The sequence below is a fragment of the Bradyrhizobium tropiciagri genome (assembly GCF_018130505.1).
In the GTDB taxonomy this organism is placed as follows: Bacteria; Pseudomonadota; Alphaproteobacteria; order Rhizobiales; family Xanthobacteraceae; genus Bradyrhizobium; species Bradyrhizobium tropiciagri_B.
Genome location: NZ_JAFCKH010000015.1, coordinates 75,995 through 96,540, shown reverse-complemented (window position 1 = coordinate 96,540; position 20,546 = coordinate 75,995). Strand labels below are relative to the sequence as shown.

19 protein-coding genes are annotated in these 20,546 nt (G+C 64.8%); 15 read left to right on the top strand and 4 right to left on the bottom strand.

Annotation, left to right across the window (positions count from 1 at the left end):
- Positions 1-6 precede the first annotated feature (6 nt).
- Both JQ633_RS31620 and JQ633_RS31615 read left to right on the top strand, forming a co-directional pair.
- Positions 7-1,707, top strand: a complete 1,701-nt coding sequence (locus JQ633_RS31620; RefSeq protein WP_211989585.1) for an aspartate:alanine exchanger family transporter — start codon at positions 7-9, stop codon at positions 1,705-1,707.
- Between the two features lie 35 nt (positions 1,708-1,742).
- On the top strand, positions 1,743-2,174 hold the full coding sequence (locus tag JQ633_RS31615; protein ID WP_211989583.1) for a hypothetical protein: 432 nt from the start codon (positions 1,743-1,745) through the stop codon (positions 2,172-2,174).
- Positions 2,175-2,216: 42 nt separating this feature from the next.
- Here the strand turns inward: JQ633_RS31615 and ppk2 are convergent, their stop codons facing one another.
- Positions 2,217-3,017, bottom strand: coding sequence for a polyphosphate kinase 2 (gene ppk2, locus JQ633_RS31610; RefSeq protein ID WP_211989581.1), 801 nt, complete (start codon positions 3,015-3,017; stop codon positions 2,217-2,219).
- Positions 3,018-3,042: 25 nt separating this feature from the next.
- Positions 3,043-3,498 (bottom strand): hypothetical protein, encoded by a 456-nt coding sequence (locus tag JQ633_RS31605; RefSeq protein WP_211989578.1) that lies wholly within the window; start codon positions 3,496-3,498, stop codon positions 3,043-3,045.
- 158 nt (positions 3,499-3,656) lie between these two features.
- Between JQ633_RS31605 and JQ633_RS31600 the strand changes: the two genes are divergently transcribed.
- From JQ633_RS31600 to JQ633_RS31565, 8 genes are all read left to right on the top strand, one after another.
- The gene (locus JQ633_RS31600) at positions 3,657-4,100 is read left to right on the top strand and encodes a hypothetical protein (RefSeq protein WP_249159792.1); all 444 of its coding nucleotides are present in this window, start codon (positions 3,657-3,659) and stop codon (positions 4,098-4,100) included.
- Positions 4,093-5,325: an HlyD family secretion protein gene (locus tag JQ633_RS31595; protein WP_211989577.1), complete on the top strand. Its 1,233-nt coding sequence runs from the start codon at positions 4,093-4,095 to the stop codon at positions 5,323-5,325. The genes JQ633_RS31600 and JQ633_RS31595 overlap by 8 nt, the downstream gene beginning before the upstream one ends.
- A gap of 24 nt (positions 5,326-5,349) precedes the next feature.
- On the top strand, positions 5,350-5,763 hold the full coding sequence (locus JQ633_RS31590; protein ID WP_249159791.1) for a hypothetical protein: 414 nt from the start codon (positions 5,350-5,352) through the stop codon (positions 5,761-5,763).
- Between the two features lie 24 nt (positions 5,764-5,787).
- Positions 5,788-7,113, top strand: coding sequence for a TAXI family TRAP transporter solute-binding subunit (locus JQ633_RS31585; protein WP_211989576.1), 1,326 nt, complete (start codon positions 5,788-5,790; stop codon positions 7,111-7,113).
- A gap of 85 nt (positions 7,114-7,198) precedes the next feature.
- Entirely contained in the window at positions 7,199-8,965 is a 1,767-nt protein-coding gene (locus JQ633_RS31580) for a DUF3300 domain-containing protein (RefSeq protein WP_211989575.1), read from the top strand.
- Complete coding sequence (locus tag JQ633_RS31575; RefSeq protein ID WP_211989573.1) at positions 8,962-9,897, top strand: DUF2950 domain-containing protein; 936 nt, start codon at positions 8,962-8,964, stop codon at positions 9,895-9,897. Before JQ633_RS31580 ends, JQ633_RS31575 begins: the two co-directional genes overlap by 4 nt.
- Positions 9,898-9,915: 18 nt before the next feature.
- Positions 9,916-10,347, top strand: a complete 432-nt coding sequence (locus tag JQ633_RS31570) for a hypothetical protein (protein ID WP_249159790.1) — start codon at positions 9,916-9,918, stop codon at positions 10,345-10,347.
- Between the two features lie 153 nt (positions 10,348-10,500).
- On the top strand, positions 10,501-11,229 hold the full coding sequence (locus JQ633_RS31565) for a class II aldolase/adducin family protein (RefSeq protein WP_211989572.1): 729 nt from the start codon (positions 10,501-10,503) through the stop codon (positions 11,227-11,229).
- 96 nt (positions 11,230-11,325) lie between these two features.
- On the opposite strand, the gene JQ633_RS31560 is transcribed toward JQ633_RS31565, so the two are convergent.
- Together JQ633_RS31560 and JQ633_RS31555 are read right to left on the bottom strand one after the other, a co-directional pair.
- Positions 11,326-13,083: a tachylectin-related carbohydrate-binding protein gene (locus JQ633_RS31560; RefSeq protein WP_211989571.1), complete on the bottom strand. Its 1,758-nt coding sequence runs from the start codon at positions 13,081-13,083 to the stop codon at positions 11,326-11,328.
- Between the two features lie 482 nt (positions 13,084-13,565).
- Positions 13,566-14,447: an IclR family transcriptional regulator gene (locus tag JQ633_RS31555; protein ID WP_211989570.1), complete on the bottom strand. Its 882-nt coding sequence runs from the start codon at positions 14,445-14,447 to the stop codon at positions 13,566-13,568.
- Between the two features lie 100 nt (positions 14,448-14,547).
- Here JQ633_RS31555 and JQ633_RS31550 point away from each other — a divergent pair, with 100 nt between their 5' ends.
- Genes JQ633_RS31550 through JQ633_RS31530 form a run of 5 tightly spaced genes read left to right on the top strand, consistent with a single transcriptional unit; the run spans position 14,548 to position 20,465 of the window.
- A complete protein-coding gene (locus JQ633_RS31550; protein ID WP_211989569.1) occupies positions 14,548-15,702 on the top strand; it encodes an acyl-CoA dehydrogenase family protein in 1,155 nt (384 codons plus the stop codon).
- Positions 15,699-17,201 carry a class I adenylate-forming enzyme family protein gene (locus JQ633_RS31545; protein WP_211989568.1) on the top strand — a complete coding sequence of 501 codons (1,503 nt, stop codon included), beginning with the start codon at positions 15,699-15,701 and terminating at the stop codon, positions 17,199-17,201. Before JQ633_RS31550 ends, JQ633_RS31545 begins: the two co-directional genes overlap by 4 nt.
- An 18-nt stretch (positions 17,202-17,219) precedes the next feature.
- Entirely contained in the window at positions 17,220-18,434 is a 1,215-nt protein-coding gene (locus tag JQ633_RS31540; RefSeq protein WP_211989567.1) for an ABC transporter substrate-binding protein, read from the top strand.
- A complete protein-coding gene (locus JQ633_RS31535) occupies positions 18,407-19,321 on the top strand; it encodes an NAD(P)-binding domain-containing protein (RefSeq protein WP_211989566.1) in 915 nt (304 codons plus the stop codon). Before JQ633_RS31540 ends, JQ633_RS31535 begins: the two co-directional genes overlap by 28 nt.
- Positions 19,322-19,334: 13 nt before the next feature.
- Positions 19,335-20,465 carry an Ldh family oxidoreductase gene (locus JQ633_RS31530; protein ID WP_211989564.1) on the top strand — a complete coding sequence of 377 codons (1,131 nt, stop codon included), beginning with the start codon at positions 19,335-19,337 and terminating at the stop codon, positions 20,463-20,465.
- The last annotated feature ends 81 nt before the right edge of the window (positions 20,466-20,546 follow it).

Here is a 20,546-nt window from a genome sequence, read left to right as displayed (position 1 = left end):
ACGGTCATGCAGGGCTTTTTCACGTTCCTTCAGCAGAATCCCTATCTGCTGTTGTTCTTCGTCGTCGGCCTCGCGGTGTGGATCGGGCGGGCCAGCATCAAGGGCTACGGGCTCGGCATGGTGGCGGGCGCCATCGTGGTCGGCGCGGGCCTATCGGTTCTGGCCTCGACCTATGGCGTGAAGCTCGAACTCAACAACTTCGCCAAGAGCCTGTTCTACTACCTCTTCATGTACGGGGTCGGCCTGCGGGTCGGGCCGTCCTTCATCAACAGCCTGAGGGGCGATGGGCTGAAGTTCTGCATCCTCGCGGTGGTTTCGAGCGTGATCGGGCTGACCCTTGTCGTGCTCGGGGCGAAGATGTTCGATCTGCCGGTCGGCGCGGCCGGCGGCATGCTGGCAGGCTCGCAGACCATGTCGGCGGCGATCGGCTCGGCCGAGCAGGCAGTCACCTCGGGCGTCGTGAAGCTGCCCGACGGCATGACCGCTGAGCAGGCGTCGGGCATGATCGCGCTGTCCTACGGCATCACCTACATCTGGGGCACGGTCGGCATCATCCTGATCTGCAAATATCTGCCCAGGTGGTGGGGCGTCGACGCCAAGGCGGCGGCGAAGAAGTATGAGGAAGAGTTCGGCGTCAAGGATCTGGAAGGCGGCGGGCTCACCGGCTATCGCCAGTTTGGCCTGCGGGCTTACCGGCTGGAAAATCCGGACTCCGTCGGAAAGAGCATTGCCAACTTCCGCAAGATGAATCCGGAATACCGGATCGTCAACGTCGTGCGCGGCGGCCAGCAGATGGGGGCCGATCCCGATCTCGTGCTGCAGGCGGGTGATGTCATCGCGCTCGGTGGTTCGACCGAGCACCTGACCGCAAAGATGGGCCTGATCGGCCCTGAAGTGGCCGATCAGAAGGCGCTCAACATTCCGCTCGATCAGGCCGATATCCTGGTCACCCAGAAGGATGTCGTCGGACGGACGTTTGAGTCGTTCCGCGGCGAGGCGATGGCTGGCCAGCTGCAGATCACCAAGGTCGAACGCGGCGGCGTTGCGATCCCCGCAGGTCTCAAGACCGAGCTGCAGCGGATGGACATCATCTCGGTGGTCGGCTTGAAGTCCGCCGTCAGCGACCTCGGACAATTGTGGGGACGCATCGCGCGCACCAACACTTCGACCGACCTGCTCACGCTGGCGGTGGGCATGATCATCGGCTTCCTGATCGGCCGGATCGAATTCCCGGCATTCGGCGCCAAGATCGGCCTCGGCAACGCCGGCGGCCTGCTGCTGTCGGGCGTGATCGTGTCCTCGATCGTTTCTCGTCTGCGCTTCTTCGGTAATACGCCGAACGCGGCGCGCAACGTGCTGGAGGATCTCGGTCTCGTCGTGTTCGTCGCCATCGTCGGCGTCAACGCGGGTGCGGGACTGCTGTCGCAGCTGACCGGCGCGATCGCACTCAAGATCTTCATCGTCGGCTTCATCGCCTGCACGATCCCGCCGTTCATCGTCTGGGCGATCGGCTACCACGTCTTCAAGATCAATCCCGCGGTGCTGATGGGCGGCGTCGCCGGCGCGCGGTCGCATTCCGGCCCGTGCCGCGAGGCCGCGGTCGAGATCCAGAGCTCGGTGCCCTGGATCGGATTCCCGGTCGGCTACGCCGTCTCGGGCATCCTGCTCACCATCTTCGGCTATTTCGCGATGCTGCTCGCGCAATAGACGTTGGCGTACTGTTCTCTCTCGAAGGAGGTATCATGAAGAACCGTTTGCTCGTTGCTCTGGTTGCGTTGGTGGTGGGATCGGCGGGCTTCAGCACGCCGTCGCAGGCCGAAACCGGCCGGGTCGCCGTGATCTTCACCAAGGGCGGCTTCGTCGTCGGCGTCGGCGGCGGCGAGGGCGTGCTGACGCTGCGCGGCAAGCATTATCCGTTCACGGTCTCGGGCATGAGCATCGGCTTCACGATCGGCGCCTCGACCACCAAGCTGGTCGGACGGGCCATCAATCTGAAGGGGCCGGCCTCGATCGAGGGCTCCTACACCGTGGCCGGTGCGGGCGGCGCGATCGCCGCCGGCGCGGGCGGCGTGCAGTTGCAGAACGCCAATGGCGTGATCCTGCAGCTCAGCGGCCCCAAGGTCGGCGCCGAAGTGTCGGCGGCCGTGGGCGGCGTCTCGATACGCCTGAAATAGTGGTGCAACGGGCGGGTCGCGGAAAACGCGGCCCGTCCGGATTCAGTATCGCTGGGCGACCGATTTCATTCCGCGCAGGCCGGCCTGGTCGTTGTAGCGGCCTTTGCTCGACCGTTTGGGGAGCTTGATCTTCTCGCGCTTGACGCGTCCGTGCGGTATGGTCTTCAGGATGTGCGAGATGCAGTTGAGGCGCGCCCGCCGCTTGTCGTCGGAGCGGATGATGTACCACGGCGCATGCTTCGAGTTGGTCGCCTTGAACATCAGGTCGCGCGCCCGGGAATAGTCGTACCAGCGGCGGTAGGACTCCGTATCCATCGGGCTCAGCTTCCACTGCCGCAGCGGATCATCGATCCGCGCGTTGAAACGGCGTTCCTGCTCCTCCATGCCGACCTCGAGCCAGAGCTTGATCAGGATGATGCCGCCCTCGATGATATACTGCTCCATCTGCGGGCAGAGCGAGAGGAAGCGCTTGTGCTCCTCCTTGGTGCAGAAACCCATCACGTATTCGACGCCGGCGCGGTTGTACCAGCTACGGTCGAAGATCACGATTTCGCCCGCCGCCGGAAATTGCTGCATGTAGCGCTGGATGAAGAGCTGCGACTTCTCGCGATCGGAGGGAGCGGGTAGGGCGACCACGCGGAACACGCGGGGGCTGACCTTCTCGGTGAGCGCCTTGATGGTGCCGCCCTTGCCGGCGGCATCGCGGCCCTCGAACAGGATGATCACCCGCTGTCCGTTTGCCTTCACCCATTCCTGCAGGTGACAGAGCTGGACCTGCAGCTTTTGCATCTCCTTCTCGTAGTCCTTGCGCTTCATCTTCTCCGCAGGATCGTCCTTGGCCATTTGCGAGGCTCCATCTCTACGAACGCTAGTCGCCCCAGCTGATTGCGATGCCGATGTCGCCGGGCACACCGCCGGGGAAATCGATGATCTGATAGCGGATGCGATAGCCGCGGGGCTGCAGGTAGTCGGCCCAGAGCTGGTAGATCTCCTTGGGGATGCCGGTCAGGGTCCTTTCCCAGCCTGCTTCCATCTGGTTGATGGCGCGCCCCCTGTCGGTGCAGAGCGTGTTGGGGAAGCGGTAGACCTGAACCTCGGTCAGCCCGTTGCGCACGGCACGCTGGATCACGGTCGAGGCGAGCTTGACCTTTTCGTCCTCGGTCAGCCCCGACGGCTTGCTCAGCCGTTCGATCAACGCAGCTTTTTCGGCCTCGGCTGCGGCGGCGCGCTTGGCGTATTCGTCGGCCTTCTCAGCTTCCTTCAGCGCAGCCTGCTTCTGAATATCACTTGCTTTCGGAATCAAATCGTCGATCTTGTCTGGCATGGCCTGCGCCTCCTCGGACGGATTCATCGCCTTGCCCGTCGAGGCTAGGACCGGAGGGCCGCGTTCCGTTGATCCAAATCAAGCGAGCCGTGCGGCAGGACGGCACGGTGCGAGGCACGGCTGCGAAGTGCCCGGGGCACCTGGACGGGAGATGAGATTTGAGCGAACAGATGCATTCGGCAGCCCCCCATCATTTGCCGTTCTTCGTTCCCGGCGCCGACGGGTCCGACCCCCTGATGGTGGTCATGGGCATTTTTCTGGTCGGCACGGTCCTGTGGGTCGGCACCCTCTACTGGAGACTGCACAGCCTGCCGGAGCGCATGGCGCACAAGTCGCAGAAGCTGCAGTTCGAGATCGTCGCTGTTCTCGGCCTGATCTCGCTCTTCACGCACATGCATATCTTCTGGGTCGCCGGCCTGCTGCTGGCGATGATCGATCTGCCGGATTTTGGCACACCGATGCGCAGCATTGCCGATTCCGTCGAGCGCATTGCCGATGCCACGCCCGGCGCCCCCGCCGCCGAACCCGAAGTTGAAGCCGCACCCGGCGGCAAATCCGGCGTCCAGGCACCGGCGAAGGAAGGGGTGCACAACCATGCTTGAGCTCATGCTCTGCTCGCTGGTCACGATTTTGCCGGACTACCTCTACCGCCGCTATCGGCAGGGTAAGCGGCTCGGCAAGGAGATCACGTTCTTCTCCGTCTGGTACGAACTGAGGTGGGGCATCACCGGCTGCCTGATGCTGACGATTTCGCTGATCACGATGATCTTCTACTATCATCCCTCGACCACTTCCGCGGCGATCTACTTCAGGACCGTGCCGATCCTGCCCGAAGGCTCCGGCCGCGTCGTCGAGGTCAATGTCGGATTCACTGAAGCTGTGAAGAAGGGCGACGTTCTGTTCCGGCTCGACAGCTCGCGGCAGGACGCCGCGCTGGAGACCGCGAAGCGGAAGATCGCCGAGGTGGACGCCTCGATGGTCTCGGCGCGGGCCGATGTCGTCAAGGCGGACGCCCAGATCGGGGAGGCCAAGGCTTCCCTGCAGCAGGCCGTGGACGAACTCAACGTGAAGAGCGATTTGCAACGCCGCAATCCGGGCATCGTACCGCAGCGCGATATCGACAAGCTGCAGGTCTTGGTCGATCAGCGGCAGTCGGGCGTCGATGCCGCCAACGCGGTCAAGGAATCGGCGACGTTGCGCGTCTCCACGCTGCTGCCGGCCGAGAAGGCGAGCGCCGAGGCCGCGGTGGCTCAGGCGCAGGTGGATGTCGACAAGACCATCGTCCGCGCCGGCGTCGATGGCCGCGTCGAGCAATTCCTCGTCCGCCCCGGCGACCTCGTCGCGCAGATCATGCGGCCGGCCGGAATCCTGATCCCCGACGAAGCCGGCCGGAACAGGTTGCAGGCCGGGTTCGGTCAGATCGAGGCTCAGGTGATGAAACCCGGCATGGTCGCTGAAGCCACCTGCATCTCGAAGCCGTGGGTGATCATTCCGCTGGTCGTCACCACCGTGCAGGATTTCATCGCCGCCGGCCAGTTCCGGGCCAGCGAGGTATTGATCGACCCGCAGAACCTGCAAAAGCCAGGCTCGATTCTGGTGTACCTGGAGCCGCTCTACAAGAACGGCCTTGATGGCGTGACGCCGGGCAGCACTTGCATCGTCAATGCCTACACCAGCAACCACGATGTGATTGACGATCCGAAAACCGGCACGATGAAGGGAATTGCCCTGCACGTCGTCGACGCGACAGGTCTCGTGCATGCGCTGCTGCTGCGGATCCAGGCCCTGCTGCTGCCGATCAAGACACTGGTGCTGGCCGGTCACTGATCGGGCGAACCAAGGAGAGACCGGATGAAACCGCATCGCAGGCTCGGCACGGTCGTCGTGGCGAGCATGATCCTTGCCTTGCCCGATTGCGCGCACGCCTTCGAACTCACCGGCGCCTGGGCTAGCGACGCCGCCCAATGCGGCAAGGTGTTCGCCCGAAAGGGCCGGGCGAACCAGGTCGCCTTCACCAATTTCTCCGGGGTCTACGGCAAAGGCTTCATCGTGGAGCCTGACCGGCTAAGGGGCAAATTCGAGAATTGCCTGATCAAGTCGCGCAAGGACGCCGATCAGATCATCAATATCGTCGTCAGTTGCGCTTCGGGAATCATGCTGTCCAATGTACAGTTCTTCCTCAAGACCGTCGACGACGACACCGTCGTCCGGCAATTTCCGGGCGTCGAGGGAATGGACGTCACCTATCACCGCTGCAAGATCTAGACGGACGCGAACTGCAGTCCCGCCATGGATACGATCAAATTGCCGGCTTGGTTGCGGATCACCCTGGTCGCCGGGGCGGTCCTCCTCATCGGCGGCGCCAGCCTCTTCGCGTATCGGTGGTACACCAAGCCGACCACGTTGACGGTCGCCGTCGGCTCGTTCGACGGCGAGGCGATCAAGCTGGTGTCGGCGATCGCCGGCAAGCTTACCCAGTCGGGCGCGCCGGTGCGGCTCAGCATGGTCCAGACCGCCGGTCCGGTGGAGTCCGCGGAGCAGTTTGCCTCCGGAAAGGTCGACCTCGCGGTGGTGCGCGGCGACGTCGGCGATCTCTCGCAGGCCCAGGCCGTCATGGTACTGGCACATGCCGTTGCGCTCCTGGTGGCGCCGCCGGGCACATCGGTGACGGATCTGATCGAGCTGAAGCGGGCTGCGATCGGCGTCATCGGCGGCGAAACCAACCGCAAGCTCATCAAGGTTTTGACCGACGAATACGATCTGGCGCGGGCCGGCGTGACGTTCAAGGACCTCGTCCCGGCCGACGCGCGGCGTGCGCTCGAGGCCAAGGAGGTCCGGGCGATCCTGGTCGTGATGCCGCTCACGGAAAAATATCTTTCGCTGCTGCGTGGCCTGTTTCCGCAGAATCCGCGATCCGGCCCCGTGATGATCGCCATCGAGTCCGCGGGCGCCATCGCTGAGAAAGAGCGCGCCTATGAAAGCTTCGACGTGCCGAAGGGGACGGTGCGGGGCGCACCGCCAATTCCGCCCGACGATCTGACCACGGTACGCAGCTCGTACTACCTCGTGGCCCAGAAGAAGCTCGACGCCGATCTGATCGGCGATCTGACGGAATCGGTGATGAAGGCCCGCAGGGATCTGCTGGCGGAGTTGCCGATACTGGCGCAGGTCACGGCGCCCGACAGCGAAGCCGACGCCTATCTGCCCAGGCATCCGGGAGCGGCCGCGTTCTACGACGGCACGCGGGAGAGTTTCCTCGACAAATGGGGCAACGCCATCTTCCTCGCGCCGATGATCGCCGGTGCGCTGGTCTCGGTGCTCGCGGCGACCTGGAAATTCCTTCGGCCGGTCGAGCTCAAGACCAGGCAGGAGGCGCTCGATGCGCTCTACGCATTGGGGCCGCGGATCCGGGAAGCTCTGCAGGGATCGGAGCTCGATGAGATCGAGCACGAAATCGATCGGGTGCTACGCAGCCAGCGAAGCAATGCCGTTGAGGGCGACAACGGCGAGCGCGATGCGACGGCCGTGAACGTCGCCGCCCATCGGCTGGAAAACCTGATCCACGATCGCCGCATCTTTCTTGCGTCGCACCAAGCCGGCAGTTTCGGCGCCTGAGCCAGCCGCCTTTCCTTGATCTCGATCAATGGACTGTGACGGCTGTATCCGATGCTGGCCGCCATCGAATTCGATGGAGATTGCAATGTTCCGTTCGGGCAGGATTCTGCTTGCGCTCGCGCTGTTGTCGGCGATGCCTGTCGCGGCGGTGGCGCAAACCGCCGACAAGCCGTCGGCCGAGACGGTACAGCCGCAACCGAGCCAGACCCAACCGAACCCGCCGCAAGCGAGCCCGCCGCCGGCGAGCCAACAGCAAGCGAGCCAAGCGCAGCCGACCGATCAACTGTTGAAGCCCGAGCAACTCGAGGCGTTGGTGGCGCCGATCGCGCTCTATCCCGACGCGCTGCTGGCGAACGTGCTGGCGGCCTCGACCTATCCGCTCGAAGTGGTGCAGGCCGACCGCTGGCTGAGCACGCGCAAGAACCTGAAGGGTGACGCGCTCAAGACCGAGGTCGAGAAGCAATCCTGGGACGACAGCGTGAAGGCGCTGGCGAGCACCGGCGCGGTGCTTTCGATGATGAGCGACAAGATCGACTGGACCAAGAACCTCGGCGACGCCGTGCTGGCGCAGCAGGCAGACGTGATGGATGCGATCCAGCGGTTGCGCGCCAAGGCGCAGGCCAACAACAAGCTGGTGACGACCAAGCAGCAGAAAGTCAGCACCCAGACCCAGGAGAACAAGCAGGTCATCGTGATCGAGCAGACTGATCCCAACACGATGTACGTGCCGTATTACGAACCGGCGGCCGTGTATGGCGCGTGGCCTTACGCGGACTATCCGCCGTACTACTTCGGCTATCCGTCCTATATCGGCGCCGGCGTGGTCGCGGCGGGCCTCGCCTTCGGTACCGCCTGGGCGATCGGGCGATGGGGCAATTACTGGGGTGGCGGCTGCAACTGGGGCAACCGCAACGTCTACGTCAATCACCGGACCACCAACATCGCAAATGGCTGGCAGCACAATTCGGTGCACCGCCAGGGGGTCCGCTACAACAACGTCAATGTGCAGCAGCGCTTCGGCAACACCAACATCAAGGCCGGCGCCGCGAACCGGATGGATTTCCGCGGCCGCGACGGACAGCAGGTGCTGCGCCCCGACCAGGGTCGACCCGGCGGCGATCGCGCCGGCGCGGGCGATCGGGCGGGAGACCGGGCTGGCGATCGTGCAGGTGATCGTGCAGGTGACCGGGCGGGTGATCGCGGTGGAGATCGTGCCGGCTCTCGCGACCGGCCCGGCGGCGGCGATCGTGCCGGCGCTGGTGACCGTGCCAAGGGCGGCGACCGCGCCAAGGCCGCCAACCGTGGCGGCGCCGGAACGGCCAACCGCAGCGCTGGCAAGGGCGGCGGCGGAGGCAATCGCGGCGGCGCCATGAACGTGTCGTCCGGCCGGGCGGCCTCCGCGGCATCGGCGCGCGGCAGGTCGAGCATGGCCAGCATGCCGCGTGGCGGCGGTGGCGTTCCGGGTGGCGGCGCCGGGTTCGCGGGCCGCGGCGGCGGTGGATTCCAAGGCGGCGGAGGCGGCTTCCGTGGCGGAGGCGGCGGTGGTGGCGGTTTCCGCGGTGGTGGTGGCGGCGGCCGGCGTTCGGACATCGCGCTGAAGCACGACATCGAGCTGCTCGGCTACCTCGCCAACGGTCTCGGCTATTATCGCTTCAGCTATCTCGGCAGCAGCAAGGCCTATGTCGGCGTGATGGCGCAGGACGTTGCCCTGGTGATGCCGCAGGCGGTGACGCGCGGCAGTGATGGCTATCTGCGGGTCTATTACGAGAAGCTCGGCCTCAAGCTGCAGACCTATCGCGATTGGTTCGCTGCGGGCGCGCATATCCCGGCTGGATCGGAGGTGCCGCGATGACCGGTTTTCCAGTGCTTCGATCGCGCCGTATCGTATCCGCCGGCCTCGCTGCCGTGGCATCCCTGGCGTTACTCATCTCCTCTGTGAAAGCGCAGCAGGCCTATCCAAATCCGGAAGAGGCCGCAGCCGCGCTGGCCGCCGCGGTGAAGGATGGCGGGCGGCGTGCGATTCTGAAGGTGCTCGGGCCGAGCGCCGACGACATCATCGCGTCCGGCGACGACGTCGCCGATGCCGAGATGCGCCGGACGTTCCTCTCGGCCTACGACGCGAGGCATTCCATCAAGGCGGACGGCAACAAGAAGGCGACGCTGATCCTGGGCACGGATGATTTCGCGTTCCCGATCCCGCTGGTCAACTACAGGGACGGCTGGGAGTTCGATACTGCCGCGGGCCGCCGCGAGATCCTCTACCGCCGCATCGGCCGCAACGAGCTCGCCGCGATCCAGACCTGCCTTGCCTACGTCGATGCGCAGAACGAATATGCCGACAAGGACCGCACCGGCGAGGGAGCAGGCGTCTACGCACAGCGCATCGTCTCCAGCCCCGGCAAGAAGGACGGCCTGTTCTGGCGCGACGATCGCGATCCGAGCCCGCTCGGTGAACGCGCGGCGCAGGCGGCGCAGGAAGGCTACAAGGTCGGTGCGGAGAACATGCCGTACCACGGCTACTACTATCGAATCCTGCGCGCACAGGGATCGGATGCGCCCGGCGGCGCGCTGAACTATGTCGTGAAGGGAAAGATGATCGGCGGCTTCGCACTGGTTGCCTACCCTGCGGAGTACGGCAATTCGGGCGTGATGACCTTTTTGGTCAACCACGCCGGCACCGTCTACCAGAAGGATCTCGGCTCGCGCACCGACTTCGTCGGCAAGCGCATGATCGTGTTCGATCCCGATCACACCTGGAAGAAGGTCGATCCGGGCAATCCCTGACAGGAAAGAGCAGCCACAATGTTCATGTCCGCGCTACGCCTTCTGATGCTTCCGCTCGTCGTCTCGGCGCTGTCCTCCCCGGCGTTTGCGCAGGCGACCGGACACGTCCAGGTCAAGTTCGTGAAGGCGGCGCTGGTCGTCGGCGGCGGCGGCGGTCGCGGCGTGCTCTCCTTCAGGGGGCGCAACTATCGCTTCGTCGCGTCCGGCGTCAGCCTCGGCGTATCCGCGGGCGCATCGGCGAACTGGCTGGAAGGTACCGCTTCGGGCATCAAGGACGTCAACGACTTCGCCGGCAATTACGCCGTCGTCGGCGCCGGTGGCGCGTGGGCCGCGGGTGCCGGCGGGGTGACCCTGCGTAATGAAAATGGCGTCGTGCTCCAGCTCAAGGGCCCACGGGCCGGGCTGGAATTTGCCGCCAATCTCGGCAAGCTCACCATTGCGCTGAGGTGAAACGCGAAGCCGCGACGCCGAACCGTTCCCGCACGCTTGGGGGTTGACGCCTCCTTCAGCCTCTGCCTGTTATCTGCTCGGCACCCATCTCGGCGCCGGGCGCCTCCGGCTGGCAGCGCACATCGCCGGCGCTGAACAGGAGAGATATTCCGTATGACCCGTGAGGAACGTCAATTGCGCGAGGCGATCATTGCCAAGTGCCGGTGGATGAACGCGTCGGGCCTCAACCAGGGGACATCGGGCAATATTTCCGCGCGCTACAAGGACCGCATGCTGATCACGCCGTCGGCGACGCCCTACGATGCGATGAAGCCGGAGATGATCGCCTCGATGCCGCTGGAAGGCGGCTATGGCACGTGGGAAGGGCCGCTGCAGCCGTCCACCGAATGGCGCTTCCATCTCGACATCACGCGCGCCCGGCCGGATGTCGGCGCCATCGTCCATACCCATTCGACCTATGCGACCGTGCTCGCAATCGCGCGCAAGCCGATTCCCGCCTGCCACTACATGATCGCGGCGTTCGGCGGCACCGATATCCGCTGCGCCGGCTATGCGTGCTACGGCACCAAGGAGCTTTCGGATCATGCGATCGTCGCGCTCGAAGGCCGCAATGGCTGCCTGCTCGCCAATCACGGCATGATCGCGCTCGGCGCCAATCTCGACAAGGCGATGTGGCTTGCGGTCGAACTCGAGACCATCGCGCGGCAGTACTATCTCTCGCTCGCGCTCGACACCCGCGTCATCCTGACCGACGACGAGATCGCGGACGCCGCGAAGGGGTTTTCCAGCTATGGCCTGCAGGAGCCGAAGCCGGCCAAGGCCCGCGCGACGGCAAAGGAGGCGCCGCGCCGCGCCGCGAAACGGCGCAGCAGCAAGCGGTGATGGGCACCGCGCCGGTTGCCGGCGGGGGTTACGCGCCGACCGCGAACGCGAAGCATCGTATCTCCGCGAGAAGGAACGAGCCGGCAGGACGGCTCGCTATTCCTGGATGCAGTTCCAGCCGCCGCTCGTGCCCTCGATGAACATGCATTCCCACTTCTGCAGTTTCGCCCACTGGCCGACGCGGCCGATGACGTCCTGCTGCGAGATGCCGATGACGGGCAGCCGCGAGCAAATGCCCGGATTGACGCCGTAGGGTGCGTTCTCGAGCGGAATGTTCGCCAGCCCGACGCCGTCGCCCCCGCATGGACCGAACGCCTTGTACTGGGTCGCGTACAGAACGCACATGTCCTTGAGGGCGTAGGCGATGTACATCGCGGCTTCGTACTCATAGCCCATCTGCTGGTACGAGACGCCAGCCGGCGTTGCGATCGCGTTCTGCAGAATCTGATTGGCTTTCTGCACCTTGCCCCAGTCGGACTGCAATCCGCTGTAGAGCGCGGAGACCTGGTCGAGCAGCCCGGTGACCGTGTTGCCCAGGTTCATCTCGCTGAATTTGCCGCTCATCACGGTGTCGCCGGACGCCTGGATCAGCGCCGCGATCAGCCCCGCCATTTGGCAGAAGAACCCGCTCTCCGGGACTTCCGGAATCGCCAGATACGACAGCACGCTCAGCACATCCATCGTGAGGTCCGCTTTGCCGTCGATGCAGCCGGCCGCGATCTGATAGCTGCTCAGATAGGTGATCGCGAGCGCGGACGCATTGGTGCGCGCATCGGTCTGATAGGCATAGATCGCATTCAGCTGCGCCGTTTCGGCTTCGAGCTGCGATTGCACCGCGGTCCAGTCGGAAGCCGTTTCCCCCTGCGACGGCTTGGCGGCCGTCACCAGCGCCAGCAGTCCGCTGGGCGGATACGCATCCGGGTTTGCGTAGGCCGACCGGAGGTCGAAGTTGGTTGCGCTGTAGGCTTTTCCGACCTGCGCGTTGACGTCCTGGTAGCAGGTCAGTTGATCGCCCGTGAACACGGGGTAGGCGATGTTGGAGCCGGTTTTTTCGTTGCAGAGGTTCACGATGCCGCATCCCACATTGGTGGGAGTGACGGGGGAAACGGCGCTCACCGCGGCCGCCGTCCACTGCGGCCCCGGCGTGGTCGCCACCGAGGGGATGCCGTCGACGCTGATCGCGAGTTGCTGCGATTGCAGCGTTTGCCCCGAGAGCGAGTAGATGGTCCCGTTCTCGCCGGCCCACACCGGCAGCATGCCGCTCGCGAGCGGCGTGACCGTGAGGCCGGAGGCGATGACGAGGCCCGAGTTCGGATCGTGCGAGACCGTGCCGTTGTTCGCGGCGTCGCGGAACCAGTGCAGATTGCCGGCGCTGTCGAGCACGTAGAGCACGCCGTCGCCGCCCGGGATCAGGCTTCGGTAGGAGGACTGCCAGAAGCCGGGCCAGATGTTGCTCGCCGATTTCGCGGCGCTCCAGGCCGGCGTCGTGCCGTTGTCGGTCCAGTTCTTGAACCAGAAGAGGTTGTTGCTCTTGTCGATGGCGTACATGACGCCGTCGCCACCCAGCACCACTTGGGCGTATTGCGGCAGTTCGACTGTCCCGATCACGTTGCCCGAATTCGGGTCCCAGCCCGAGGTGCCGTTGTTCGCGACGTCGCGGTACCACAGGATCTGCCCCGACGGCGTGAGCACATAGAGCACGCCGTCCGATCCCGCGAACAACTGTCCTGAGGGCACTCCCTTGAGGATCACCGCGCCCGAGTTCGGTGCCCAGGCCGCACCGTTCATCTGCCACCAGGACAAATTCCCGGCGTCATCCAGCGTGTACACAACACCTTGAAATGGATCCGTCACGTTCGTTCTCCCCAACGATTTCGCGATGATTCTGCGGGTGGGCGGCGTCTGTAGGCGTCGATTCATCCGCGGCTGATCAGGACTGCACGGCTTCTCTTCGTCCTCTCGCCGGAGTGCGTTCGGGCGGAGAAAGCAGGCGCGGGGTCCAATCCGGAGATGTCGATCAACAGGAGAGCCGAGTCATCCGGACGTTGCAAGTGGTCCAGATCACTACACGGATGATTTTGAGCTCAGAGCTCGCAACTCTGCGACCCGCCCCCTGAGAGCGTGTGAATCTGTTGGCGGCGGCGGGACTAACAGCGGGGAGTGCGACAGTCACCCACAGCGTCGTCCCGGCGAAGGCCGGGACCCATAACCACCGGAGGTCATTGTTGTGCAGCGCTGGGGCCAAAGCTTGCTTCAACGACCTGACCCTGTGGTTATGGGTCCCGGCCTTCGCCGGGACGACGCGTGGTGGCGTCTCGTTTAGGAGCGGTTCACCGCTACTTCCGTACGCGCCGGGTCTTGTCCCGCTCCGATGCCCGCGTCGCCTCGCTGGGCAATTTCAGCGCGATGCCCAACTCGCCGGCCGCGCTGCGCACGATCGACAGGATCTGCTGGGCGTCGCGCGAGATCAGTTCGGACAGACCGCCGATGCCAAGTCCGATGGGCTGCTCCAGCGGGCCGCGCGGCAGTGCGACGCAGACGATGCCGGCGCCGAGCGAAATTCGTCCGAGCGAAATCGCAAACCCGCTTCTGCGGATCTGCTTCAGCTCGTCCATGATGTCGGGCAGCGGTGACACGAATGGACTGGCATTCCACAGGTTGGAGACGTCGGACGGCCGGATGCCTTGCGCGCCTTCGTCCTTGACCCGGCGTTTGGTCTGTTGCCAGAGTTCCTCCACCGTCTCATCGGGCATCTCAGAGAGCAGCAGACGCCCCATGCCGGCCTCCATCAATGGCAGCCGCGATCCGACCGGGATGTCGAGGCGCATGGCGTGCCGGCCGGGGATCACGTCGATGTAGCGCACGCACAGGTCGGCAGGAACACCGAGCAGGATCGTCTGGTTGGTCCGCTCTGCGACCGCGACCATCAGCGATCTGATATCCGCGCGCGAGATGCTGGGCTCGACCCAACTGCCCAATGCCGCGACCCGGCTGCTTGGCAGGATGCGCCGGCCGTCGTGATCGACGACGAGATAGCCGGCGTTGATCATGCTCTGCACCAGCGTCGACGTGCTCGACTGCGGGAAGGCGAGACTTGCCGACAGCTCTGCGATGGTCACGGCGCGCTGCTTGGAATCGATGTACTCGAGAATCTGCAGCGTGCGCAGCGATGACTTGACGCTAATTCCCAACGACTTGCCGGATCGTGATGGCGGCATGCTGTCCCCTCTATCATCAGATAGATGATATTAAATATCTCATTGACGATCAAGCCAATCTGCGGTGTTGTCCGGGCCAAGACAAAAGCGAGGAAATGCGATGGATGGATTGCCGAACGCCATGTGGCAGCCGGCGGTCGAGGCCGGGTTCGTGGACGAGGTGCGCCGGTTCGTGAAGCAGCGCATCGTTCCGCTGGCCCACGAGATCGACGCCAAGGACCTGTACCCGGCGGAGCTCGTCCGCGATCTGGCGAAGCTCGGCTGCAACGCGATCTCGCTGCCGAAGACATTCGGCGGCCGCGAGCTGGGCTACGCCCACAGCGTCGCCGCCTGCGAAGAGATCGGCTACGGGAGCGCCGCCGTCGCGATCTGCCTGATCACGATATTCCAGGCGCAGACCATGCTGAACACGTTCGGCTCGGACAGCCTCAAACAGCGATATCTGCCGCAATTCGCGCAAGGGCTGATTGCTTCCTACGCCCTCACTGAAGCCTCGCACGGCAGCGATATCCGCAAGCTCGATACCAAGGCATGCAGGGACGGCGATGGCTGGCTGCTGAACGGCGAGAAGTCGTTCATCACGTCCGGCTCGCGTGCCGAACTGTTCGTGATCCTGGCGCAGACCGATGTCGGCGTGTCGGTCTTCGTCGTGCCCCGTGAGACCGCCGGCGTTTCGACCTATATCGGCGAGAACTCCGCGACCTTCGGCCTGCGCAACGGCCCGCATGTCAACGTTCGGCTGCAGGACGTGCGCCTTCCGTTCGATCACCTGATCGGGCAGGAGGGCAAGGGCGTTCGCCAGGCGGTGACGACGCTCGATTATTCGCGAACCGTGGCTGCCGGCATATCGGTCGGAATTGCGCGGGCGGCGTTCGATGCGGCGCTGGCGTTCGCGCGCGACCGCACCGCGTTCGACCAGAAGGTGGTCAATTTTCAGGGCATCCAGTGGTACTTCGCCGACATGCTGGCGAAGATCGATGCCGCGCGTCTGCTGGTCTACGATGCCGCGCGGGCGCTCGACACGCACGACGACGTCATTCGCCGCGCCAGCGCCGCGAAGCTGATGGCATCGGAGGTGGCGACCGAGGTCGCGGCGCGCTGCGTCCAGATCTGCGGCGCCTACGGCACCATGGTGAACGCGCCGTTCGGCCGCTTCATGCGCGATGCGAAGACCTACGAGATCGGCGGCGGCTCATCCGAAGTGCTGAAGAATGCCCTCGCAAAACGCGTCGTCAGCTACGCGGCCGAGCTATGATCCTGGAGCGCCTGTCCCACTGGGCATCGGTCACGCCACAGAGGCCATTCGTCGTTACGGCCGAGCGGTCGTACTCCTTTGCGGAGATCCATTCGCTGTCGCTCCGGTGTGCGACGCTGTTGCGCGCGCGCGGCATCGGGAAGGGCGATCACGTCGCGCTGATCTCGGGCAATTCCGCCGCCTTCCTGATCACGTGGTTCGGCGTCAACGCGGCCGGTGCCGTCGCAGTGTGCCTGAACGACCAGCTGAAGGGCGACAGCATCGATTATCTGGTCACGCAGTCCGATTCCAGGCTGATCATGGCCGACAGGGACTGGCTTGAGTCGAGGCGCGGCGATCTTCGCGCCGCCGCCGCCGAACTTCCTTTCATCCTGATCGATGACGAGGCGTTTCTTCGGGAGCTTGCCGGTTTTCCCGAAGGCGAGACCGCGGCCATCGCGCCGCATGATGTCTGCACGATCCTCTACACGTCGGGAACGACCGGGCGGCCGAAGGGCGTGATGTGCGCGCATGGCGGTTACGCGGCGACCGGCGTGCAGTCCGCCCGCATCCTCGAGCTGACCGCGGACGATCGCATCTTCGTCTATCTGCCGCTCTATCACACCAATCCGCAGACCTATGCCGTGATGTCGGCACTGACCGTAGGGGCGTCGCTCGGCCTGCGGCGGCGGTTCTCGGCGACCTCTTTCTTCGAGGATGCGAAGGCGCTGCAGGCGACCGGCTGCACCTTCGTCGGCACGGTGCTGGCGATCCTTGCGGCACGCTATGCCGAGCCGATGCGCGATCACGCGATGCGGTTCACGATCGGTGGCGGCACGACGGCAGAGCTCGCTCGCACCGTCGAGGAGCGCTTCGGTGTCAAGGTTCACGAACTCTACGGCATGACCGAGGTCGGAGGCTGGGTTTCCGGCAGCACGGCCGGTGACCACAAGCTCGGCGCCAATGGCCGCGTACGGCCGGACATGCAGGTCCGGATCGTCGACCCCGACGACAATCCGCTGCCGGTCGGCGAGCGCGGCGAAATCGTCGTTCGGCCGCTGCAGCCGAACCGCATCCTGCTGGGCTACTACAACAAGCCGGACGAACTCGCGAAGGCGAGCCGGAACTTCTGGTTCCACACCGGCGATGTCGGCAGCTTCGATTCCGACGGCTACCTTTATTTCCATGGCCGCACCAAGGAGCTCATCCGCCGCGGCGGCGAGATGATCTCGCCGCAGGAGCTCGAGGGGCGTCTGCTGAAGCTGCCCGGCGTCAGGGATTGCGCGATCGTCGGCGTTGCCGACCCCATCATGGGGGAGGAGGTCAAGGCGGTCGTCGTGACCGACGACGATTTCGATCTTCGCGACGTGCGGGGCGGGCTTGCCGATCAGGTGCCGAACTACATGCTGCCGCGATTTGTCGAGCGGGTGCCTGCGATCCCGCGCACCCAGACCGAGAAGATCCTGCGCCGCGAACTGCAATACATCGACGATCGGGTCACCGATCTCACCAATAAATGAAAACGGGAGGAATTTGAAATGAGAGGATTTGCGAGGCTATTGAGTGTGCTCGCCTGCTGCCTGGCGACCAGTGCCTGGGCCGGAGACAAATCGGGCACGGTCAAGATCGGCGTCCTGACCGACATGACCGGAGTGTTCTCCGACTTGACCGGCAATGGATCGGTCGAGGCGGCGAAGATGGCGATCGAGAAGTTCGGCGGCAAGGTCAACGGCCGCCCGATCGAGCTCGTATTTGCCGATCACCAGAACAAGGCCGACGTCGGCCTCGGCATCCTGCGCCGCTGGTATCAGGTCGACGATGTCGATGCGGTATTCGACTTCGCCAATTCGGCGGTCGCGCTCGGCGCTGTCGAGATCACCAAGGAGTTCAACCGGGTGATGATCCCGTCCGGCGTCGGCGCGACCGACCTGACCGGCTCCAAGTGCTCGCCCAACACCATCCACTGGACGTGGGACTCCTATGGAAACGCCAACGCGTTGGTCAAGAGCGTGATGAACCGGGGCGGCAAGAAGTGGTTTTTCGTCACGGTCGACTATGCGTTCGGGCATAGCCTGGAGGACAACGTCACCAAGTTCGTCAAGGCGGCTGGTGGGACCGTGCTGGGTTCGGTGCGCCATCCGCTCAACACATCGGACTTCAGCTCCTATCTTCTGACCGCGCAGTCGTCCGGTGCAGATGTCATCGTGCTGGCCAGCGGCGGCGCGGATCTGTCGAACGCGATCAAGCAGGCCCGCGAATTCGGTATCACGTCGGACAAGTACAAGATCGTCGCGCCGCAGTTCAATCTCGCCGTCGTGCATGCGGCCGGCCTCGATGCGACGCAGGGCCTGCTCGCGGCCGGCAGCATGAACTGGACCAAGGACGCGACGACCCGCGCCTTCGCGACCGAGCTAGCCAAGCGCAACAAGGGAATTCACCCCGATGCGCTGCAGGGCGGGGTTTACTCCTCGGTGCTGGCCTATCTCGGCGCCGTCGAGAAGGTCGGCAGCACCGATGGCCGCAAGGTGGTGGAATATCTCAAGTCGGTTCCGATCAAGGATCCGCTGCTCGGCGACGGCGTGGTGCGCGCCGACGGGCGCATGACGCATCCGGTGCAGATCTTCCAGGTCAAGGCGCCCAAGGAATCCAAGGAGCCGTGGGACTACTTCAAGACCATCGATGAAATCCCCGGCGACCAGGCGTTCCGTCCGCTGAACGAAAGCGAATGCCCGCTGGTCAAAGCGTCGCGATGAACGGCACTCCCTCGATCGCACTCGTCGGCCTCGGCGAGGTCGGCACCAGCTTTGCGAGCGCATTGCTCGATCGCGGTGTCGAGCTGAAGGTCGCGTCGCGGGCTTCGCCGCGCGCGGCCGCCTCGGCGAAGCGGCTCGGCATCGACGTCGACGAGGATGTTGCGCGTGCGGCGAGCGCGGCCGACGTCGTGCTGCTGACGATCACCGGCGACGGGCTGCGCGACGTTGTCGCAAGGATCGCGCCGGTGCTGCGGGAGCGGGCGATCCTGGCCGACCTGACCGCCGCCGATCCGCCGCAGGTGATTGCTGCTGCCGATATGCTCGGTGCGAACCGCGCGCGGTTCGTCGATGTGGCGATCATGGGCGCCGTCAGCCTGCACGGCATCCGCACCCCGCTGCTGGCGTCGGGGGAGATGGCGACGGACTTCGCGCAGACGATGAATGCGCTCGGCTTTTCCGTATCGGCGCGCGAGGGGTCGGCGGTCGGCGATGCATCGAGCCTGAAGCTGTTGCGAAGCCTGTTTGCCAAGGGCCTCGACGCGCTGGTCGTGGAGTCGATGCTGGCCGCTGAGGCGCTCGGCTTGCGTGAGGAGTTGATCGAGCTGCTCGGCGATTTCGATCAACGACCGCTGCGTGACCATATCGACATGTATCTGAGGACGCATCCGCCTCATGCCGGCCGGCGGCTGGTGGAGATGGAGCTGGCGGAAGCGCAGTTGACGTCGCTCGGGCTGAAGAGCCTGACGACGCGCGCGACGATCGATCGTTATCGCCACACCACGGATTTGTTGCGGCGGGAGAGCGCGCCGCCGCCGGCGGATGCTGCCGTGGCCGTGCAATGGCTTCTGGCGGCCGAACGGGCCGCTGCAGACAAGAACAAGAGCTGAAGGACATTCGCCGATGGCTTCGAACGAGATGCACGCGCGGGAGCGGCTGGTCTACGTCGCGCCCGCTGTTCTCAAGAGACAGATCGAACTCGTGTTGTCCGCGTGGGGCATGACGCCGGATAAGATCGAGGTGATCGCGGATCTCCTGGTCGAGACCGATCTTCGCGGCATCGAATCGCACGGTGCATCGATGCTCCCGCTCTATGACAGGATGCGGCGTGCCGGCGGCCTCAATATGACGCCGCGGCCGCGGATCGTGAAGGAAAACGCCGCCACGGCCCTGATGGATGGCGATGCAGGCCTTGGCCATCCGGTTGCGGTCGAGGCGATGAACCTCGCGGTGGCGAAATGCAAGCTGATCGGCATCGGTGCTGTCTCGGTGGTCAATTCGCATCACTTCGGGGCGACCGGACTCTATGCCGAGATGGCGGCGCGCAAGGGCGTCATCGCGTTCGTTACGTCGTCGGCGCGGACCGTCGCGGTGCTCCCGACCGGCGGCACGACGCCGGTGCTCGGCACCAATCCGATTGCGTTCGCAGCGCCGGCGAGCAGGGGGGATCCTTTCCTGCTCGACATGTCGACGTCGGCGGTCGCCGCCAACAAGGTCAAGGTCTACGCCTATCACCAGACGCCGCTTCCGGTGGGCTGGGTGGTCGATGGCGCCGGAAAGCCGGTCACCGACCCCGGCGAAGGCTTTCGGACCTGCATGGAGAGCGACGTCGGCGGCTTGATGCCGATGGGCGGCACCCGTGAGACCGGCACCCACAAGGGCTACGGTCTTGCCGTCATGGCGCAGTTGCTCGGCAGCACGCTGGCGGGCGGCTCGTTCTCGCCGTTCCGCAGCCGGGAGGCGAAGCCGGGCGCGCCGGACAATATCGGTCATTTCTTCCTTGCGCTCGATCCGGACTTCTTCCGCGCCTCCGGCTCGTTCGAGGACGATGTCAGCGACATCCTGGATCACCTGCGCGCGACGCCCGCCGTCGATCCCGACAACCCGGTGATCGTCGCCGGCGAGCCGGAATTCGCGCGCAGGGCCGAGCGGCTGAAGACCGGCATCCCGCTCAACGATGCATTTCTCGATGAAGTGAAGACCGTCGCAGCGAGTGCGGGCGTCGACTTCATCCTCGATTCAAAGGTGCAGTGACGATGCTTCACTTCGACGGTGTCATTAAGGATTGTCTGCCTCCGCGGCCGGCTTCACCTCCGACAAAGATCAAGGTTCCGC

What these genes read in the sequence shown, in the direction of transcription:
- JQ633_RS31555 (WP_211989570.1), bottom strand. Translation starts at nt 14,447, where the DNA reads ATGCCGCCATCACGATCCGGCAAGTCGTTGGGAATTAGCGTCAAGTCA.
- JQ633_RS31615 (WP_211989583.1), top strand. Translation starts at nt 1,743, where the DNA reads ATGAAGAACCGTTTGCTCGTTGCTCTGGTTGCGTTGGTGGTGGGATCG.
- JQ633_RS31605 (WP_211989578.1), bottom strand. Translation starts at nt 3,498, where the DNA reads ATGCCAGACAAGATCGACGATTTGATTCCGAAAGCAAGTGATATTCAG.
- JQ633_RS31575 (WP_211989573.1), top strand. Translation starts at nt 8,962, where the DNA reads ATGACCGGTTTTCCAGTGCTTCGATCGCGCCGTATCGTATCCGCCGGC.
- JQ633_RS31545 (WP_211989568.1), top strand. Translation starts at nt 15,699, where the DNA reads ATGATCCTGGAGCGCCTGTCCCACTGGGCATCGGTCACGCCACAGAGG.
- JQ633_RS31595 (WP_211989577.1), top strand. Translation starts at nt 4,093, where the DNA reads ATGCTTGAGCTCATGCTCTGCTCGCTGGTCACGATTTTGCCGGACTAC.
- JQ633_RS31585 (WP_211989576.1), top strand. Translation starts at nt 5,788, where the DNA reads ATGGATACGATCAAATTGCCGGCTTGGTTGCGGATCACCCTGGTCGCC.
- JQ633_RS31565 (WP_211989572.1), top strand. Translation starts at nt 10,501, where the DNA reads ATGACCCGTGAGGAACGTCAATTGCGCGAGGCGATCATTGCCAAGTGC.
- JQ633_RS31540 (WP_211989567.1), top strand. Translation starts at nt 17,220, where the DNA reads ATGAGAGGATTTGCGAGGCTATTGAGTGTGCTCGCCTGCTGCCTGGCG.
- JQ633_RS31535 (WP_211989566.1), top strand. Translation starts at nt 18,407, where the DNA reads ATGCCCGCTGGTCAAAGCGTCGCGATGAACGGCACTCCCTCGATCGCA.
- JQ633_RS31580 (WP_211989575.1), top strand. Translation starts at nt 7,199, where the DNA reads ATGTTCCGTTCGGGCAGGATTCTGCTTGCGCTCGCGCTGTTGTCGGCG.
- JQ633_RS31590 (WP_249159791.1), top strand. Translation starts at nt 5,350, where the DNA reads ATGAAACCGCATCGCAGGCTCGGCACGGTCGTCGTGGCGAGCATGATC.
- ppk2 (WP_211989581.1), bottom strand. Translation starts at nt 3,017, where the DNA reads ATGGCCAAGGACGATCCTGCGGAGAAGATGAAGCGCAAGGACTACGAG.
- JQ633_RS31550 (WP_211989569.1), top strand. Translation starts at nt 14,548, where the DNA reads ATGGATGGATTGCCGAACGCCATGTGGCAGCCGGCGGTCGAGGCCGGG.
- JQ633_RS31570 (WP_249159790.1), top strand. Translation starts at nt 9,916, where the DNA reads ATGTTCATGTCCGCGCTACGCCTTCTGATGCTTCCGCTCGTCGTCTCG.
- JQ633_RS31530 (WP_211989564.1), top strand. Translation starts at nt 19,335, where the DNA reads ATGGCTTCGAACGAGATGCACGCGCGGGAGCGGCTGGTCTACGTCGCG.
- JQ633_RS31620 (WP_211989585.1), top strand. Translation starts at nt 7, where the DNA reads ATGCAGGGCTTTTTCACGTTCCTTCAGCAGAATCCCTATCTGCTGTTG.